Origin of the sequence: Staphylococcus nepalensis (assembly GCF_002442935.1) — a bacterium.
Classification (GTDB): Bacteria; Bacillota; Bacilli; order Staphylococcales; family Staphylococcaceae; genus Staphylococcus; species Staphylococcus nepalensis.
In genome coordinates this window covers 2,351,369-2,368,978 of the sequence record NZ_CP017466.1, presented here as the reverse complement: position 1 = coordinate 2,368,978, position 17,610 = coordinate 2,351,369, and the positions used below count along the sequence as shown (strand labels likewise).

18 protein-coding genes are annotated in these 17,610 nt (G+C 32.5%); 10 read left to right on the top strand and 8 right to left on the bottom strand.

Annotated features, from left to right (window positions below):
• Positions 1 to 51: 51 nt before the first annotated feature.
• Both BJG89_RS11365 and BJG89_RS11360 read left to right on the top strand, forming a co-directional pair.
• Positions 52 to 1,101, top strand: coding sequence for a ferrated catecholamine ABC transporter substrate-binding lipoprotein SstD (locus BJG89_RS11365; RefSeq protein WP_096810697.1), 1,050 nt, complete (start codon positions 52 to 54; stop codon positions 1,099 to 1,101).
• A gap of 375 nt (positions 1,102 to 1,476) precedes the next feature.
• The gene (locus BJG89_RS11360) at positions 1,477 to 1,800 is read left to right on the top strand and encodes a PH domain-containing protein (protein WP_096810696.1); all 324 of its coding nucleotides are present in this window, start codon (positions 1,477 to 1,479) and stop codon (positions 1,798 to 1,800) included.
• Positions 1,801 to 2,065: 265 nt separating this feature from the next.
• Here the strand turns inward: BJG89_RS11360 and BJG89_RS11355 are convergent, their stop codons facing one another.
• The 3 genes from BJG89_RS11355 to BJG89_RS11345 all read right to left on the bottom strand — a co-directional run bounded on the left by BJG89_RS11355 (position 2,066) and on the right by BJG89_RS11345 (position 3,998).
• Entirely contained in the window at positions 2,066 to 2,380 is a 315-nt protein-coding gene (locus tag BJG89_RS11355) for a CHY zinc finger protein (protein ID WP_096811237.1), read from the bottom strand.
• A gap of 16 nt (positions 2,381 to 2,396) precedes the next feature.
• Complete coding sequence (gene murB, locus BJG89_RS11350) at positions 2,397 to 3,317, bottom strand: UDP-N-acetylmuramate dehydrogenase (RefSeq protein WP_096810695.1); 921 nt, start codon at positions 3,315 to 3,317, stop codon at positions 2,397 to 2,399.
• 291 nt (positions 3,318 to 3,608) lie between these two features.
• Positions 3,609 to 3,998: a GrpB family protein gene (locus tag BJG89_RS11345; RefSeq protein ID WP_198401683.1), complete on the bottom strand. Its 390-nt coding sequence runs from the start codon at positions 3,996 to 3,998 to the stop codon at positions 3,609 to 3,611.
• A gap of 127 nt (positions 3,999 to 4,125) precedes the next feature.
• On the opposite strand from BJG89_RS11345, the gene BJG89_RS11340 reads away from it, so the two are divergent.
• The 4 genes from BJG89_RS11340 (at position 4,126) to BJG89_RS14505 (ending at position 7,995) form a co-directional block, all read left to right on the top strand.
• Positions 4,126 to 5,016 carry an EMYY motif lipoprotein gene (locus tag BJG89_RS11340; protein ID WP_096810694.1) on the top strand — a complete coding sequence of 297 codons (891 nt, stop codon included), beginning with the start codon at positions 4,126 to 4,128 and terminating at the stop codon, positions 5,014 to 5,016.
• A gap of 150 nt (positions 5,017 to 5,166) precedes the next feature.
• The gene (ytxJ, locus tag BJG89_RS11335) at positions 5,167 to 5,487 is read left to right on the top strand and encodes a bacillithiol system redox-active protein YtxJ (protein WP_096810693.1); all 321 of its coding nucleotides are present in this window, start codon (positions 5,167 to 5,169) and stop codon (positions 5,485 to 5,487) included.
• Between the two features lie 616 nt (positions 5,488 to 6,103).
• Positions 6,104 to 7,228, top strand: coding sequence for a glycerate kinase (locus tag BJG89_RS11330; RefSeq protein WP_096810692.1), 1,125 nt, complete (start codon positions 6,104 to 6,106; stop codon positions 7,226 to 7,228).
• 626 nt (positions 7,229 to 7,854) lie between these two features.
• Positions 7,855 to 7,995, top strand: coding sequence for a hypothetical protein (locus tag BJG89_RS14505; RefSeq protein WP_157772556.1), 141 nt, complete (start codon positions 7,855 to 7,857; stop codon positions 7,993 to 7,995).
• Between the two features lie 345 nt (positions 7,996 to 8,340).
• Here the strand turns inward: BJG89_RS14505 and pepT are convergent, their stop codons facing one another.
• The 4 genes from pepT to gdpS form a co-directional block, all read right to left on the bottom strand.
• Positions 8,341 to 9,573: a peptidase T gene (gene pepT, locus BJG89_RS11325; protein ID WP_096810691.1), complete on the bottom strand. Its 1,233-nt coding sequence runs from the start codon at positions 9,571 to 9,573 to the stop codon at positions 8,341 to 8,343.
• 12 nt (positions 9,574 to 9,585) lie between these two features.
• A complete protein-coding gene (locus BJG89_RS11320) occupies positions 9,586 to 10,086 on the bottom strand; it encodes a threonine/serine exporter family protein (protein ID WP_096810690.1) in 501 nt (166 codons plus the stop codon).
• Positions 10,087 to 10,099: 13 nt separating this feature from the next.
• On the bottom strand, positions 10,100 to 10,861 hold the full coding sequence (locus BJG89_RS11315; protein ID WP_096810689.1) for a threonine/serine exporter family protein: 762 nt from the start codon (positions 10,859 to 10,861) through the stop codon (positions 10,100 to 10,102).
• A gap of 402 nt (positions 10,862 to 11,263) precedes the next feature.
• Complete coding sequence (gdpS, locus tag BJG89_RS11310) at positions 11,264 to 12,334, bottom strand: GGDEF domain-containing protein GdpS (protein ID WP_096810688.1); 1,071 nt, start codon at positions 12,332 to 12,334, stop codon at positions 11,264 to 11,266.
• A 396-nt stretch (positions 12,335 to 12,730) separates the two neighbouring features.
• On the opposite strand from gdpS, the gene BJG89_RS11305 reads away from it, so the two are divergent.
• Positions 12,731 to 13,786 carry a glycosyltransferase family 4 protein gene (locus BJG89_RS11305; protein WP_096810687.1) on the top strand — a complete coding sequence of 352 codons (1,056 nt, stop codon included), beginning with the start codon at positions 12,731 to 12,733 and terminating at the stop codon, positions 13,784 to 13,786.
• Positions 13,787 to 13,897: 111 nt separating this feature from the next.
• Here BJG89_RS11305 and BJG89_RS11300 read toward each other — a convergent pair whose 3' ends face one another.
• The gene (locus BJG89_RS11300) at positions 13,898 to 14,539 is read right to left on the bottom strand and encodes a YigZ family protein (protein WP_096810686.1); all 642 of its coding nucleotides are present in this window, start codon (positions 14,537 to 14,539) and stop codon (positions 13,898 to 13,900) included.
• 143 nt (positions 14,540 to 14,682) lie between these two features.
• On the opposite strand from BJG89_RS11300, the gene fakB1 reads away from it, so the two are divergent.
• The 3 genes from fakB1 (at position 14,683) to BJG89_RS11285 (ending at position 17,604) form a co-directional block, all read left to right on the top strand.
• Complete coding sequence (gene fakB1 / locus BJG89_RS11295; RefSeq protein ID WP_096810685.1) at positions 14,683 to 15,546, top strand: fatty acid kinase binding subunit FakB1; 864 nt, start codon at positions 14,683 to 14,685, stop codon at positions 15,544 to 15,546.
• 316 nt (positions 15,547 to 15,862) lie between these two features.
• Positions 15,863 to 16,933, top strand: a complete 1,071-nt coding sequence (locus tag BJG89_RS11290) for a DEAD/DEAH box helicase family protein (RefSeq protein ID WP_232514183.1) — start codon at positions 15,863 to 15,865, stop codon at positions 16,931 to 16,933.
• Between the two features lie 11 nt (positions 16,934 to 16,944).
• The gene (locus tag BJG89_RS11285) at positions 16,945 to 17,604 is read left to right on the top strand and encodes a ComF family protein (protein WP_096811236.1); all 660 of its coding nucleotides are present in this window, start codon (positions 16,945 to 16,947) and stop codon (positions 17,602 to 17,604) included.
• Positions 17,605 to 17,610 lie beyond the last annotated feature (6 nt).

Here is a 17,610-nt window from a genome sequence, read left to right as displayed (position 1 = left end):
TTTAGGTGTATAAAAGGGACAAACCATTAGGATTTCAGGAGGAGTAAGCACATGAAAAAATTTGCTTTATTGTTAGTAGTAGGATTAATGTTTTTATTAGTAGCATGTAGTAATGGTGGATCAGATGATAAAAAATCATCAGATACTAAATCAGATAATGAAGATTCAAATAAAACTGTAAAAATTGAAAATAAATATCAAGCGAGTGGGGAAAAGCGTGACGGTAGTGACGCTAAAGAAGTTAAAGAAACAGTTGAAGTACCTACAAACCCTAAAAATGCAGTTGTATTTGACTATGGTACATTAGATACATTAAAAGAATTGGGTGTCGAAGATAAAGTTAAAGCAGTTCCTAAAGGTGAAGGAAATAAATCACTACCTGATTTCTTAAGTGATTTTAAAGACGAAAAATACTTAAACACTGGTAGCCTGAAAGAAGTTAATTTTGATAAAGTTGCAGAAGCTAAACCAGAAGTTATCTTCATATCTGGACGTACAGCAAATCAAAAAAATCTTGATGAATTTAAAAAAGCAGCTCCTGATGCAAAAGTAGTATACATGGGCGCTGACGATAAAGATGAAGTGAAATCATTAAAAGACAATGCTGAAAAATTAGGTAAAATTTATCAAAAAGAAGATAAAGTTAAATCTATAAATAAAAAATTAGATGACAAAATTTCAAGCATCAAAGATAAAACTAAAGACTTAAAAGACGAAAAAGCAATGTTCTTATTAGTTAATGAAGGTGAACTATCTACATTCGGATCTGGTGAACGTTTTGGTGCAATGATTTTTGATACAATGGGCTTCACAGCAGCTGATGACAATATCAAAAATAGTAAACATGGGCAAAACGTGACAAACGAATATATTTCAGAGAAAAATCCAAATATTATCTTTGCTATGGACCGTGGACAAGCCATTGGTGGTAAGTCAACTGCTAAACAAGCGTTAAGTAACGATGTTATTCAAAACGTTGATGCAATTAAAAATGACAAAGTTTATGAATTAGATCCAAAACTTTGGTACTTTGCAAGTGGTTCAACGACTACAGCAATCAAACAAATTGACGAAGTAGAAAAAGCATTAGATAAAAAATAAAATAGACATTAAGTGGGGACTGTCTAAAGTATGACTTTTTAAAAGCAGCAGTGAAGAATCGATAAATATGATTTTTCACTGCTGCTTTTTTACGCATTAACAAGGGGGAGGATGAAGTTATAGCTGGCATATGTTCATAAAAATTCAAAATGGGCTCAAAATTAGCTTCTAAGTTGCATATAATATGCGTATGCGTTAACCAAGTCAGAAAAAGCATTTATATTAAATGTTTCATTATTCGTTCTCAATAATTAAGAGCATAAATACTTATTGGAAAATTTGATAGCTTTACTAACTTTCTAGTTGAGCAGTTCGATAATAAAATAATGTGAAAACTTGTATAATGAATTAAAATACGAGAAAGGTAGGATGTCAATGATTTTAGATAATGTAAACCCAAATGATTTGTTTCCAACAGAGAAGAAAGGGCCAAGCGTGTTAGGTACAATTGAATACTCAGTACAAGGTACTTCTGAATTTGAAGGGGCATTTATAGCTACCAATGAGCGAATTATTCTAAATGTGGATATGAATGGAGAATTTTATTATAGAAATATTGGATATGATGAAGTAGAAAATATTACATATGAAGATGGCCAAATTCATTTCACATTTAATATCGGTCTTATGCCAATGAAAGCGATACAAAAGGGCGATGCTGAGGCGTTCGTACAATATGTTAATGATAAAATAGAATAGATATTTGACTAGAATATCTGAGGCAAATTAAATCGTTTATGCAACATTTAAAGCCAAATGTTTAAAGTTTAAAATAAATAAAAAAGCGCAGACAGAAACCTAATTTTTAAATTGGGTCTTGTTGCGCTATTATTAAAAGGTAACGAGTAACAGAATACAAAAGCCCAAGCGCTTGATTGTATACAAATTACTAATTGTATCTGACGATAGCATGGGCACACCTGGGGCATTCATTTGTGTTCCAGATTTTTTATTTTGTCATTATTTATATTTCAAAATAAGTACTGTAATGGTATTTACATCGATTATTGAAATGCGCATCACAGTTTGGGCACGCTTCAATAAGCATATATTCATTGATTGTCATCTCGTATTTGCATACACCACATAAAATAGCCTTCGTATCAAATTCATCAGCAGACCATCTTTTTATCGCGTGAGATACATCTTCATTATGACATTTGTAGCATGGATAATACTTATCACAGCACTTGAATTTGATAGCAATAATATCTAAAGGCGTGTGATAGTGTGTACAACGAGTTTCATTATCTATAGTCGCACCGTAAATTTTGGGTATCATTGACCTGCTCCTATCAATCTGTTGGATGTTCACCAATAATTCTTACTTCAGGGTGAAGTTCAATATCAAATTTTTCTTTAACTGTCTTTTGCACGTAGTGAATTAAATCTTCATAGTCAGTTGCTGTGCCCTTACCCACATTTACCATAAAGCCAGCATGTTTCTTTGATACTTCAACGCCACCTATACGATAGCCTTGTAAATTTGAATCTTGTATCAATTTCCCAGCAAAGTGACCTGGTGGTCGTTGGAAGACACTGCCACAAGATGGGTATTCTAAAGGTTGTTTAGATTCTCTTCTTTCCGTTAAATCGTCCATTTTTGCTTGAATCTCTTTTTTAACGCCAGGCGCTAACGTAAATGCAGCTTCTAATACCACTAAGTGCGCTTTCTGAACGATACTATTTCGGTAATCTAATTCAAGTTCCTTATTGGTAAGTGTAATTAAATCACCTTTGTTATTAACACATAGTGCATAATCAATACAATCCTTGACTTCGCCGCCATATGCGCCTGCGTTCATAAATACAGCGCCGCCTATAGAGCCTGGAATACCACATGCAAACTCTAAACCAGTGAGCGCATAATCGCGTGCAGTACGGGATACGTCAATAATCGCAGCGCCACTACCTGAGATAATCGCATCGTCAGATACATCGATATAATCTAGCTGAAGCAAACTAATTACAATACCTCTGATGCCACCTTCACGTATAATGATATTTGATCCATTGCCTAAATAAGTAATAGGAATATCATTTGTGTATGCAAAGTGAACTATGGCTTGAACATGTTCATTTTGAGTTGGAGATAAATAATAGTCAGCTTGTCCTCCTGTTTCTGTGTATGTATAACGTTTTAGAGGTTCATCTACTTTTATAATTTCTTTTGGGACAATCGATTCTAATTCTTTTAAGATGTCATCTTTATGCAATTATAGAACATCCTTTCCTGTTGAATTCATTTATATATTATACCAATGATTTACCATATTTGTTAAATAGTATAAAGGATAATTTGAAATATTTATTTTGAAAGTTAATAAGGTGACTTACGATTTAAGTTATAAATAATTATTTTTGGTTTCTAGGTCATTCATTGTTTAGCTGCCGTAACAATTGGTTAAAAAGCGCTTGTTTTGATTTTTATAAATACGTATTTGTAATACATCATTGGCTAAAGAATATTTTTGTTCACCAAAATGTGTTGCTAAAGATGGGTTGGCTTATAGAAAATCATTTGTTTTTAAATAATCATCATAAAGATTTGAGTGTTTTTGAATAATATGTAACCGTACGGTTTGTTTTAAGTCAATTAAATTATTAAATTTAGCCATGATTACTTTTTTATTATATGGATGATGTAGCCTATAAAACCCTTCATAAATCAAGCGTTTTTCACCTAAAGAAGTAATGTCATGTAAATGATTGACACCGGCTAAAATATCTAAAATAGGCTCTGTTGGATAATTGAAATGGCTCGTCTCACCTATGTGATGCGTTGATCGGATTGGCGTATCTAACAGATTAAATAACTTATGGCTTAGCGTCTCATATTGTTTTATAAAATTTTGCTGAACATCGTCTTTGATAAAAGGTTGAACGTCAGAATGCATTGAATTAAAACACTCCTTTAAATATGAATATTTAATTGTTAAACTGTAAATTCTGAAATAATATATCATATATTATTTTCAAGTCAAATAAGTTTCTGTATAATACAAAATGATAAGGAGTGCAGAAATGAAAAAAATAATATGCTTTATTTTATTAGTGTGTGTTTCTGTAGTACTTGTAGCTTGCGGACGCGAAGGTGCAAATGAATTTAAAGATTTTGATAGTACGCTAAGCGATGTGAATAACAAAGAAAAAACGTTCAATAAAACAATGGATTCAATTGATTTGAGCTATATCGATGATTTAAGTAAAACAGATATGACGGATAAAAACAAAAAAGAATTCAATCAATTACAAAACAAGTTAAATAGCAAGTTAATGCCTAAACTTGAGGCTTATGATAAAGCTGCTAAAAAGTTACCAGCAGAATCAGAAGAAACTAAAGAATTAAAAGCTGAATACTTAGAAGCGGTTAAAAAGAAAAAAGACGCAATTAATGAAGTTAAAAACTTTGTAGATTTATATAATCAATCAGTTAAAGCGAATGAAGATATATTAGATTATACAAAACTCTTTGAGAAAAACAGATCACAAGTAGAAGATAATATGGAAAAAGCTAATAATGCTGGTGAAAATGTAAAAGATTTTAAACATAAATTAGAACAGAATAATAGAGATTTGAAACTTACTGCAGAAAAACAATCCAATATGATGGATGCTAAAGCAGAAAAGAAAACAATAGAGACACAAATTATGCCGCTCATAAATAAACAAATTAAAGATTTAAACAAGGCAGAGATTACAGATGGCTATGTCAACGATGCACGTAAAAATACGATTGAAATGTACTATAGTCTACAAAATTATTATGAAACTAGAGAAGAGACAATTGAAATTGGTGAATCATTGGCTAAAATCGACATCAATAAATTACCTCAAGAAAGCAAAGATTTGGAGCCATATGATAAGAAGTTTAATGAGAAATATGCCGATATAAAAGATAAATATCAAAAATAAATGATCTAGTTAAGTCATAAGATTTAGAATAAACTGTTAACAATAAAAAGGTATTTGTGTATAATTGGAAACAATGATATGTGAATATCGTTGGAATTTCACACTTTTAGAAACGATATGGTGTGTTAAATATTTTTAGAGGTGAATAGAATGGCTATAAAGCTGAGTTCGATTGACCAGTTTGAGCAAGTTTTAAAAGAAAATAATTATGTGTTTGTGTTGAAACATAGTGAAACATGCCCGATTTCAGCAAACGCGATGGATCAATTCAACAAATTTTTATATGAAAGAGATATGGATGGCTATTATTTAATTGTACAACAAGAAAGAGATTTATCAGATTACATTGAAGAAAAAACAAAAGTGAAGCATGAATCGCCACAAGCATTTTATTTTGTGAAGGGACAAGCGATTTGGAATGCTGATCACGATCATATTAATGTCAAATCTTTAGCAGATGCTGAAGAATAAAAAATAAATACGTTAAAATGAAACGCTTGTTGGACTCTAATTAACATTGAGAAGTTTAACAAGCGTTTCTTATAATGTGAAAAAAAGTCTTAGGACATGTATAATAAGTAGTTGAATTAGTAAAAAAGTTTAGGAACAGTGCGTTCAATTTTATATATGATTATTTTACTAAATAAACATGTAATATATCATATACACTCGCTATGCCTAAAACCATACTAGAAATCGTGATGGTTTATAAGTTGTGTGGAGAATAGTTTGATAAAATCAATTGCATGTTTTGAGTAATTTTCATCATATCAACTACTGATATGGTGTGGTTTAGATGTTATCTCGAATCCCTACGATTAGAATAATGAGGTGCGTATTTTTTATAAAAAATGTACATGGATGAAAGAGAGTGTTTTCAAAAAAAGGCTATAGTCTAGCCTGATTGAAAATCTATCTAACTTTGAAGCGTAAAATAATAAAAATTGGATTAAAATGTACCAAATATTTGAAATTCAACAATATATGATAAAAGTAAGATTTAGTTAATTATACTACATAAAGTCTAAATACATTATATTAAAATAAAATACAGTTAACGATGTATATTAATATTAGAGGTGACAAAATGAAAGTATTAGTGGCAATGGATGAATTTAATGGTATTATATCTAGCTATCAAGCTAATCGTTATGTGGAGGAAGCAGTAGCTAGTCAAATAGAGAAAGCTGACATTGTACAAGTACCTTTATTTAATGGTCGACATGAGCTTATGGATTCAGTTTTTTTATGGCAATCTGGGACGAAATATAGAGTGGCTGCACATGATGCAGATATGAATGAAGTAGAAGCTGTCTATGGCATTACAGATAATGGAATGACGATTATTGAAGGCAATTTGTTTTTAAAAGGACAAAAACCTATAAAAGAACGAACAAGTTTTGGTCTGGGTGAAGTAATCGAAGATGCTATTGATAACGGCGCTGAGCATTTAATCATTTCTCTTGGAGGTATTGGTAGCTTTGATGGTGGAGCTGGTATGCTACAAGCACTAGGTGTTAGGTTCTTTGATGATGAAGCTGAAGTGGTTGATGTTACGCAAGGTAGTCAAGTTTTAAAATATATTCGTCGTGTTGATATGTCTCAAATCAACCCTAAGTTGAAAGATATGCGCATTCAACTAATGTCAGATTTTGATAGTAAATTATATGGTAAAAACAGTGAAATTATGCAAACGTATGAAACATATCATGTTACACATCAAGAAGCTGCTGAAATTGATAATTTAGTTTGGTATTTAAGCGAGATATTTAAAGCAGAGCTGAAAATCGCGTTAGGTCCCGTTCAAAGAGGTGGAGCTGGCGGCGGTATCGCTGCAGTATTCAATGGACTATATGGTGCTGAAATTATGACAAGTCATGAATTAGTAGACCAAATAACGCATTTGGACACTTTAATACAACAAGCGGATTTAATTATATTTGGTGAAGGTGTGAATGAAGCTGATCAAATTTTAGAAACGACAACAGTGCGTTTAGCAGAACTGGCTACGAAACATGAAAAACCTTCAATAGCAATTTGTGCAACAGATGATAAATTCGATTTATTTGAATCAATGGGCGTGACAGCAATGTTTAACACGTTTATTGAAATGCCAGAAACATTTACAGATTTTAAAATGGGTATTCAAATTAGACATTATACGATTCAAGCGATTAAGCTATTAAAAACGCAATTTGATGTAAACCAATAATAGCTTAAGAGGCTATCACTGATAATAGCCATATAGATGAGTGAGACGAACAAGTATGATTAAAAATTTAAAATGATAAGTCAACCAATTTTTTGAATGGTTAGAAGAACTATTAGGATTACTCGTCAAGTTGCTTTCAAACCTATTGAAAAAGGGTTCATATGGTCAGAAAAGGATTATTTTTTAAATTAGTTTTGGCTTAAATATTATTTAGTAGAAGCGTTATAACATTCAAATTTTGAAAAATCATAAGTTACACACGATGATAAAGTTATAATCTATAACACCTTATTTATTTTGTACAACTGCGCGCCACGCTTTTATAGCGTGTTTAATAAATAATGTAGTATAGATATGCTAGAAGTTGAGACATCAATCTCATCATTCAGCCCCAAAATATTTCTAACACAAGGAATTTTTGGGGCTTGTTTTATGTCCCTTCATATTATTTTGCTCCTTTAGGACACGGCCTTCCTGCTTCCTGCAGGTGCTTCACAACCGAAACGATTTTTTAAACTACATATCATTATCACAGATTTTTTATTACAAAAATAAGATACTTTGTATAATTTAATAAACATCACTAAACTAAATTAACGAAGCGCGGTACGTATAATAGTCATAACATGACTCAATTTACATTAACACTGGAAACTTCAATTTTAACTTCTACTAAAGATATACCACGATATGTAAATAACATTATTGAAGCAACACTTGAAAACGAATTCGACAAATTGCAACATCATCGTGAGGCATCTGTTTAACATTCAAAGATTATGCTGAAAATTATGCTATACGCTTATACACGAACTGTGTTTTCTAGTCATAAAGTAAAAAAGTTACTCAATGAGAGTATTAGAATGGTGGGGCGCTTTCAAAATCAAACACTTCATATAAATCAACCAGTTTTAGATTGAATTCATAAACTGACATTTGGTTAACATCACTTTTTATTTAATTTCATTAAAAATGGCTGACTACGTACCGAATGGTAGGAAGTCAGCCTAGTTAACAACTTTAATTATTTAATTGTACTCTTTTTTCTATTCATTCTTACTGAAAGGGACCAATAAAATCATACCATAGAAATATAGATTTTATCCCACTCGTTATTTCTCATAAGTTTGTACGACTTCTTGTGCTATACCAATAATAACGCGAACTGCTTTTTCCATGACGTCGATTGAAGCATATTCGAAAGGACCATGGAAATTATCACAGCCAGTGAAGATATTTGGTGTTGGAAGTCCCATAAATGATAATTGGGATCCGTCTGTACCTCCACGAATAGGCTCGGTATTAGCTGGAATGCCTAATTTACTAAAGACACGTTTAGGAATATCTATGACGTGTGGATTTGGCTTAATTTTTTCGCCCATATTGTAATATTGATCGTTCATTTCAATTTCAATTGGTTCATCTTCAAAGTGACTGTTGATATCATTTTGAATTTCCACTAAACGTTTTTTACGTAAATCAAATTTAACGCTATCATGGTCACGAATAATGTAGTAAAGTTTTGCTTGTTCAACATCACCATCAAACTTCATTAAGTGATAGAAACCTTCATAGCCTTCGGTACGCTCAGGAACTTCATTTTGTGGTAATAGCGTATTGAATTGTTGACCTAAAAGCACAGCGTTAACCATTGCATCTTTGGCAGAACCTGGATGAACGTTGACACCATGACAAGTGACAATCGCTTCTGCAGCATTGAAGCTTTCGTATTGTAATTCTCCAAATTGGCTGCCATCCATTGTATAGGCAAAATCAGCATTGAAACGTTCGACATCAAAGGCATGTGGACCTTTACCAATCTCTTCATCAGGTGTAAAAGCTACTCTAATTCGACCATGTTTGATTTCTGGATGCATCGTTAAGTATTTTAAAGCCTCCATAATTTCAACTACGCCAGCTTTATCATCTGCACCTAACAATGATGTACCATCAGTAACCATTAATGTGTGTCCCTCTACTTTTTTCATAGCAGGGAATACATCCTGACTTAAAGTACGATTTGTTTCTCCAAGTTTTATGGGTTGCCCGTCGTAACTTTCAATAATTTGTGGATTAACGTTTGTAGCGTTGAAATCTGGAGAAGTATCAACATGTGCTAAAAATCCTACAGTAGGAAGTTCTTGGTCAACATTACTTTCTAATGTTGCAAATAAATAACCATTTTCATCCATATCTGTTTCTAACCCTAAGTCTGTGATTTCATCATTTAATAAATTCAATAAATCCCACTGTTTTTGAGTGGAAGGTGTTGAATTAGATTGTGGATCAGATTGTGTATCAATTTTTACATATCTTGTAAGCCTATCTATAATATCGTTTTTCATTAAAAACACCCCTTATGCTCTGTTATTCATATTATACGACTTCTTATATATTTTACCATGCATTTTACCGTAATGCTGTTTAATACGCGTATAGATGTAGTATATAATCTCGGCGCATAAAATACCAAAAGCAATGGCGCCTGAAATCAGTGTTACCTCAAGAAAAGTATTTACAGCATGGGTATATTGGTTACTCACTAAGAAACGTGTAGCTTCATATGCAAGTCCACCAGGAACAAGTGGAATAATCCCAGGCACGATAAAAATAATGACGGGCCGTTTATAACGTCTACTCATCGTGTGACTCATAATAGCTAAAATAAAACTACCTAAAAATGAGGCCATTACTTTACCTAATTCTAAATCAAATGTCACTTTATAAATAATCCACCCCATAGCGCCAACGAAACCACAAGCTAAAAGGAGACGTCTGGGTGCATTAAAAATAACAGAAAATAGCATCGTTGCTAGATAACTAATTATAAATTGTAAAACATAGTAGCCAATGACCATACAAGCACCCCTTTTAAAATATTAATAAAACGATTGCAACGCCAGCACCAATAGCAAATGATGTTAGTGCTGCTTCTACACCACGTGACATGCCAGCAAGTAATTCCCCCGCCATGAGATCTCGAATTGCGTTTGTAATTAAAATACCAGGTACAAGAGGCATAACGCCGGCTATGGTGATAATATCTTGATTTTCTGTTAGGCCAAATTTTGAAAATGTGGCCGCTATCATAATAACAACGGCAGCACTGATAAATTCTGAAAAGAATTTTATTTGAATATAGCGCTGCACAAAATCAAATGTTAAAAATGCGCCAGCCCCTGCAAGTATAGCAAAAAAGAAATCATTTATAACGCCACCGAACATAAATAAGAAAAATCCACATGCAATAGCAGCTGCAAAGAATTTAGTGACAGATGAAAATTGTAATGACGCGTGGTGTAGGTGAATAAGTTCTGATTTTGCTTCATCTATACTCAATTGATTACTTGAAATTTTTCGAGATAAGCTATTAGTTAATGCAATTTTTTCTAAATCAGTAGTCCGCTCACGTATACGTATTAATCTAGTGTTCGTGCGATTATTAAGTGAAAATATAATCGCAGTAGATGTCACGAAACTATATGTATCATCCAAACCGAAACTAGCGGCAATTCGTGTCATCGTATCTTCTACACGATAAGTTTCTGCACCACTTTCAAGCAAAATTCTGCCTGCAATGAGTACAACATCAATTACTTTATCTTCATCGATGATAGTGATTGAATCGGTCATAGCTTTGCACCTCCTAAGTAGTTCATAAATGAATAAAAAGTTTACAATATACGCATGCAACTTTCATTCGTGTTTCATCTGTATAGATGGTTTTTATAATTACCTTCTATATTGTAACAAACTTAAATTTAGAAATGATATGTTTTACATTTGATTTTAAAAGCATATGTGCCCAAGAAGACTATTGTTTTAAATAGCATTCATTGATATTTTCATTATATAACACAAAAAGGGCCGAAACATAAAGATGTTTCGGCCAGATATAGTACAAGTAAGGGATAGGGATGGCTGGAATGAAAATGTAATTTCTGTCTTATTCCTAGCACGATCAATTTAAAATAAATCGTTCATTTTAATAATCCAACAAAATTCAATGCCTTTTATCATTATATTATTCGAGCGTTATAGCTTAACAATAGGGTTGAACATAACTTGGTTGCGGCCTTCATTTTTAGCCATGTGTAACATATCATCCGCAACTTTAAAGACTGTACGTTGAGATTTATAATCATCTTTGGTTAGATAACCGACACCGATAGAAACAGATAATTTAATAACTTCTTTATTTGGCAAGTGGAACGTTGATTGTTCAACCCCTTTACGGATGCTTTCGCTCAATTTTACACATTGATCTAATGTATAGTCATATAAAACTACAGAAAACTCTTCGCCCCCGTTACGATAGATACTAAACTGTTGTGGGACGTAATTTTTTAACAATTGGGCGATTTGTCTTAACACTGCGTCGCCAGAATCATGTGAGTACGTGTCGTTCACGTCTTTAAATCCATCTATGTCAATAAGTAATAAACCTAAACTTTCACCATTTTTCTCAGCAATACGCGTCGTTTCGTTTAAATGTCTATCGAATTCTTTGACGTTGCCTAACCCCGTTAGATAATCAAATCTATCTTCGTTTTCGTATCGATTTACTAATGAGAAGAAATGCCAAATGTCCACGAACGTAATCGAAGAAGTGATAGTTAAGATGAAAGATAATGGAATTAAATATAATACTTCTTTAAATTCATAATAAGGACTGATAAATGACAAGATGATAAAGATAACTAACGTAATTAAGTTGAGAATCTGTAACGAGATAATATCATTTTGTTTTAAAAATGGTCCGACTGCGCCTACAATTATAGCAATAACAATGAGTATCATTGCGCTAATGATGGTATAATCACCAATTAATACGTTGACGAGAGAAACTATAAATGCTGCTAGCACTGTATAAACCATGTTTGTATATCTACCTAAAAATAGAATAGGAACAAAAGATAAGTAAAGTACATATTCATGGAAAATAGGTATTGGTTTTATGGTTAATAACAACGCTACAATTGTCATTAAAATTGTGACATATTCTTTTGAAAATACCATGTTTTTATTTTCTGAGTACTGTAAACGATGGAATAAATAGATGCCTGCGACAGTAACCGCAATATTGTAAATAATAGCTTCAAACATTTCCTTACGCTCCTTTAAATAAACACTTAGTTATTGTAAGTGAAAAGTTACATTTTGTCATCATTGATATATAGATATTAATAACATTTGTTTAAAATTCATGTTAAAATGTTAATTTGAGTGACTATAAAATAAATAATTTGATTATTCTATAAAAATACTAAGTTACGAGTTATTTTGCTCTAACCACCACATTACTATTTGTATTAGCAAAAGTACATCATGTATTATAGAATTAATGAGATTGTTCATAGCATCACTCAATAAAAATAAATTTTATTATGGCATAAAACACACTATGTGTATTCATTATAAATAAAATTTCGTATTTGAAATATATAGATAATTGATATTTAAATTCAATTTTTAAAGACTTAAATTAATGAAGGTGAACTGATGTATACATTATTATTAATCATTTTTTCAATGATTGTCAGTTTAATACTTACACCCATTGTTATCAAAGTTTCACATAAATTAGGGGTTGTAGATCAGCCTAATTTTAGAAAAGTACATAAAAACCCAACCTCTGTGCTTGGAGGTACCGTTATACTTCTTTCTTTTTTACTAGGTATTTGGTTGGGACATCCAATCGAAACAGAAGTGAAACCACTTGTCATTGGGGCAGTATTAATCTACTTAGTAGGATTAATAGATGATATCTATGATCTGACACCAATAATTAAATTATTAGGGCAAGTGATTGCAGCATTAGTTGTAGTATACTATGGTGTAACCATTGATTTCATATCTTTACCAATTGGGCCAACCATACATTTTGGTATATTAGGTATTCCTATTACTGTCGTTTGGATTGTAGCGATTACCAATGCGATTAACTTAATCGATGGGTTAGATGGGTTAGCTTCTGGTGTAGCAACTATCGCTTTAATGACTATTGGGTTTATAGCTATATTACAAGCAAATATATTTATCATGATGATTTGTAGTGTGCTAATTGGTGCACTATTAGGGTTCTTATTCTTTAATTTTCATCCTGCTAAAATATTTTTAGGTGATAGTGGTGCATTGCTAATCGGATTTATAGTGGGCTTCCTTTCACTCTTAGGTTTTAAAAATATTACGTTTGTGTCTTTATTTTTCCCAATTGTTATTTTAGCTGTTCCATTTATTGATACGCTGTTTGCTATGATTCGACGCGTGAAAAAAGGTCAACATATTATGCAAGCAGACAAATCACATTTGCATCATAAATTGCTAGAATTGGGGTATTCTCATCGTCAAACGGTTATCCTTATTTATTCTATCGCATTGTTATTTAGTCTTTCGAGTATCATCTTATACTTATCACAACCGTGGGGCGTACTTATGATGCTCATTCTAATACTAATTACAATCGAACTTATCGTAGAGTTTACAGGATTAATAGATGATGATTACAAACCACTATTGAAATTAATTGAAAATAAAGATAGGCATAAAGAAAAATAAATAATGACATACCATAAAAAGTAACCGGCAATTTCAACAGAATTTGAAATTACCGGTTATTTTAAATGTTAATTGAACTAACTATATGATAAAACATCTTTTTTATACCGGTTAGTTTGTTGGTATATCAAATGGTAATTGAACCATATCTTGTTTAATCAGGCCATACTTACCTGAAGTAATGCTATTTAAAAATGAGATAAATGATTCATACTCTGCTTCAACTACATCTATTTGATAGCTGACCTTATCAGTATACTGCGTTTCCCTTAAGAAAAAAGATGTCCGTTCTAACTCATATTCAAACTTACCAGTAAGGTCGTAATCTATCGTTACAGTCGTAGGTATAGCTGAACGGAGTGCAACGCGACCTATATCATAAATGACATCTCTCACCGCGCCACTGTAAGCCCGAATTAAACCGCCACCCCCTAGTTTGATTCCTCCAAAATAACGTGTTACAACGACACAAACGTTATGTACTTCAAGTTTTTTTAATACTTCTAGCATCGGTATGCCAGCAGTTCCACTTGGTTCACCATCATCATTTGCTTTTTGAATGTTCATTTGATCACCAACAGTATAAGCTGAGCAATTATGTGTTGCTTCGTGATGTTGTGATTTTATAGATTTTATAAAATTTTTGGCTTCTGCTTCAGTTTCAACAGGTTGAATATGGGCGATAAATCGCGATTTGCTAATTACATTCTCTATTGTATGTGCTTCTTTTATTGTAATGATTGCTTCGTCCATGTCTAATCACTCCAGTCATAGTATACATCAATTCATTATATCGTATTATACACTGTTATGAATTGGAGTTTAATGTAAAAATAAATTTTCTTTTAATATAAAATAATGTATCATAGTTGTGAGTATAATTGAGGAGGATTATGATGAAAATTGCTGTGTTATCAGATTCAACGAGTTATCTGTCTCAAACATTAATTGATAAATATAATATAAAAATTGCTCCGTTAAGTGTAACTTTTGACAATGGTGAAAATTTTGTGGAAAATGCATCGATTTCAGCAGATGAATTCTATGAAAGAATGAAATCATCTAAAACAATTCCTACGACAAGTCAACCAGCGATTGGCGAATTTATAACGAATTTTGAAAAGTTACGTGATGAAGGCTATACAGATGTTATTTGTGTCTTTCTTTCTGCAGGTATTAGTGGTAGTTACCAAACTGCTACACAAGCAGGGGAAATGGTAGAAGGTATCGATGTTCATACATTCGACTCGAAAATTTCAGCAATGGTACAAGGAAGCTATGTACTTCGCGCAATTGAAATGATAGAACAAGGTTATGAACCAATAGAAATTATCGACGATTTAAAAGCGATGCGTGCAGAGACAGGTGCGATATTGATGGTCGATGATTTGAAAAATTTGCAAAAAAGTGGTCGTATTACTGGTGCTCAAGCGTGGATTGGTACAATGTTAAAAATGAAACCTGTCTTAAGATTTGAAGATGGACTTATTTTACCGGATGAAAAAGTACGTACCAAAAAACGTGCATTACAAGAAATCATAAATAAAGTGATACATTTAGTTAAAGATTATGAAGACGTGACTTTATTTGTAATTGGTGGCGATATTAAAGAAGATGCAGACTGGATGTATAACGAATTACAAGAAAAATACCCGCAATATAAAGTTCACTACTCTCATTTAGGGCCTGTTATAGCAGCGCATCTAGGTTCTGGCGGTATGGGTTTAGGGTACACTGGTAGAGCAATTCGTTTAGATTAATATATATTAAAAAATGGTTAGATATTTTATAGAGCGGAGGATGAAATTAAAAGTGAATACTTAATTTCTAATCCGCTTTTTTGTTTGGAGGTTATAAGAGATTAAATACTATGGAAGAGTGATTCATAATCGAGCATTATTAACTGGAGAACATGTGAAACAAATTTCTAAGGGGGTGACGCTTAAGCATGGAAGATGGATTTGTTCACAATGTCATTCAACTCGGCAATCCCATTTTTATCAATATAGGTCTGTAATTTTGGATAAAAAGATAGTTTATTGTCGTAATTGTGTGAATATCGGCAGGGTGGATAATATGAATAATGTGTTTCTAATTGAAACCCACAATGTTAAATCCTCATGTCATTACCAATTGCCCTTTGAATTATCTGAACAACAACAGTTTGCTTCTAAAAAAATAGTAACAGCCATTGCGCATTTACGTTCATTATTACTCCATGCAGTCACAGGCGCGGGTAAGACAGAAATGATATTTGAAGGCATTAAATATGCGAGAAATGAAGGGCTTAATATTGCTATTGTATCTCCACGGGTCGATGTAGTGATAGAAGTAAGTATGAGAATTAAGAAAGCTTTTGTTGATGAAGATATCGACGTTTTACATCAATCTTCACAACAACAATTTGACGGTCATTTTGTTATTGCTACAGTACATCAACTTTACCGCTTTAAACAACATTTCGATTTAATTATAGTCGATGAAGTCGACGCGTTTCCTTTATCTGTAGATCCTACCTTAATGCAGACATTAGTATATGCCTCAAAGTTTAAACACTGTCATATATTGATGACGGCTACGCCTCCACGTGTTTTAATGAGACAAATTAAACACTTAGAAGTTATAGCATTACCTGCCCGTTTCCACAGATATCCTTTACCAGTACCTCGCTTCCAATTTTTAAAAATAAATCCCCATAAAAAGCAATATAAATTATTAAAGTACTTGCAACAACAAATCGAACAACAGCGCTACACTTTAGTCTTTTTTAATAATATTGATGTGATGAAACGTTTATTTCATCTATATAAAAATGAGGTGCCTTCATTAACTTATGTATATAGTGATGACGCGTTACGATTTGATAAAATAGAGCGTTTGAGACGAGGCGACCACCAAATTGTATTTACGACGACTATTTTAGAAAGAGGATTTACCATGGCCTATTTAGATGTCTTGATTTTAAATAGTCATTTGTTCGAAGCCAATGCTATCGTCCAAATTGCTGGTAGAGTAGGGAGAAAAGCCGAAGCACCCACAGGTCTTGTATTGTGTATGCATGAAGGTATTACACTACCGATGTTACAAGCCAGGCATAGTATAAAGAAAATGAACAAACTCGCACAAAAAAGAGGGTGGATTGATTGAAAAAGACATGCATGCAATGCCAAACACGTTTGTTTGAATCCTTGAACGCTACCACATTTTATAAGAAAGCATCAAAACTATGTACTGTATGTAACGAACAGTGGGACGAAATGAAATTAGAGATAGATGGTCGTTGTCAAAAGTGTTTGAAGCAATTAAACGTCGCAGAAACAATATGTCTAGATTGTGCATTCTTGTCCGAAAAATTTAATTTAATGGATAAATTGTACTGCGCATACCAATATGATGGCATTGTAAAAGAAATGATACATCAATACAAATTTATGAAAAACGTTGCAATTGCTGAGATATTAGTAGAAAAAATAAGATTACCTCATCAAAAGTATGACTATGTAGTGCCTATACCTTCTTCCGTTTATAAAGATCAAGAAAGAACATTTAACCCCGTCCGATTTGTTTTAGATTTAAAACAAGTTAACTATCATTGCTTGCTTCGTATGCAATCACGTCCTAAACAATCAAAGTTAAGTAAGCCAATGCGTGCACAATTAGCGAATCCATTTGAAATTATCTCAATGGTTGATTTAAAAGAAAAAAATATTTTGTTGGTAGATGATATCTATACCACGGGTTTAACGGCTCATCATGCCGCACAACTATTATTTGATAGAAAAATCAGAAAATTCGATGTGTTTACGTTTGCACGTTAGGTGATT

Bases quoted from the DNA above. Each gene is read 5' to 3' on its own strand.
- BJG89_RS11315 (WP_096810689.1), bottom strand. From the start codon at position 10,861: ATGACCGATTCAATCACTATCATCGATGAAGATAAAGTAATTGATGTT.
- BJG89_RS11345 (WP_198401683.1), bottom strand. From the start codon at position 3,998: ATGCATTCTGACGTTCAACCTTTTATCAAAGACGATGTTCAGCAAAAT.
- BJG89_RS11305 (WP_096810687.1), top strand. From the start codon at position 12,731: ATGTATACATTATTATTAATCATTTTTTCAATGATTGTCAGTTTAATA.
- BJG89_RS11290 (WP_232514183.1), top strand. From the start codon at position 15,863: ATGAATAATGTGTTTCTAATTGAAACCCACAATGTTAAATCCTCATGT.
- BJG89_RS11360 (WP_096810696.1), top strand. From the start codon at position 1,477: ATGATTTTAGATAATGTAAACCCAAATGATTTGTTTCCAACAGAGAAG.
- fakB1 (WP_096810685.1), top strand. From the start codon at position 14,683: ATGAAAATTGCTGTGTTATCAGATTCAACGAGTTATCTGTCTCAAACA.
- BJG89_RS11340 (WP_096810694.1), top strand. From the start codon at position 4,126: ATGAAAAAAATAATATGCTTTATTTTATTAGTGTGTGTTTCTGTAGTA.
- BJG89_RS11320 (WP_096810690.1), bottom strand. From the start codon at position 10,086: ATGGTCATTGGCTACTATGTTTTACAATTTATAATTAGTTATCTAGCA.
- BJG89_RS11330 (WP_096810692.1), top strand. From the start codon at position 6,104: ATGAAAGTATTAGTGGCAATGGATGAATTTAATGGTATTATATCTAGC.
- BJG89_RS11365 (WP_096810697.1), top strand. From the start codon at position 52: ATGAAAAAATTTGCTTTATTGTTAGTAGTAGGATTAATGTTTTTATTA.
- pepT (WP_096810691.1), bottom strand. From the start codon at position 9,573: ATGAAAAACGATATTATAGATAGGCTTACAAGATATGTAAAAATTGAT.
- BJG89_RS14505 (WP_157772556.1), top strand. From the start codon at position 7,855: ATGACTCAATTTACATTAACACTGGAAACTTCAATTTTAACTTCTACT.
- BJG89_RS11285 (WP_096811236.1), top strand. From the start codon at position 16,945: ATGCAATGCCAAACACGTTTGTTTGAATCCTTGAACGCTACCACATTT.
- ytxJ (WP_096810693.1), top strand. From the start codon at position 5,167: ATGGCTATAAAGCTGAGTTCGATTGACCAGTTTGAGCAAGTTTTAAAA.
- gdpS (WP_096810688.1), bottom strand. From the start codon at position 12,334: ATGTTTGAAGCTATTATTTACAATATTGCGGTTACTGTCGCAGGCATC.
- BJG89_RS11300 (WP_096810686.1), bottom strand. From the start codon at position 14,539: ATGGACGAAGCAATCATTACAATAAAAGAAGCACATACAATAGAGAAT.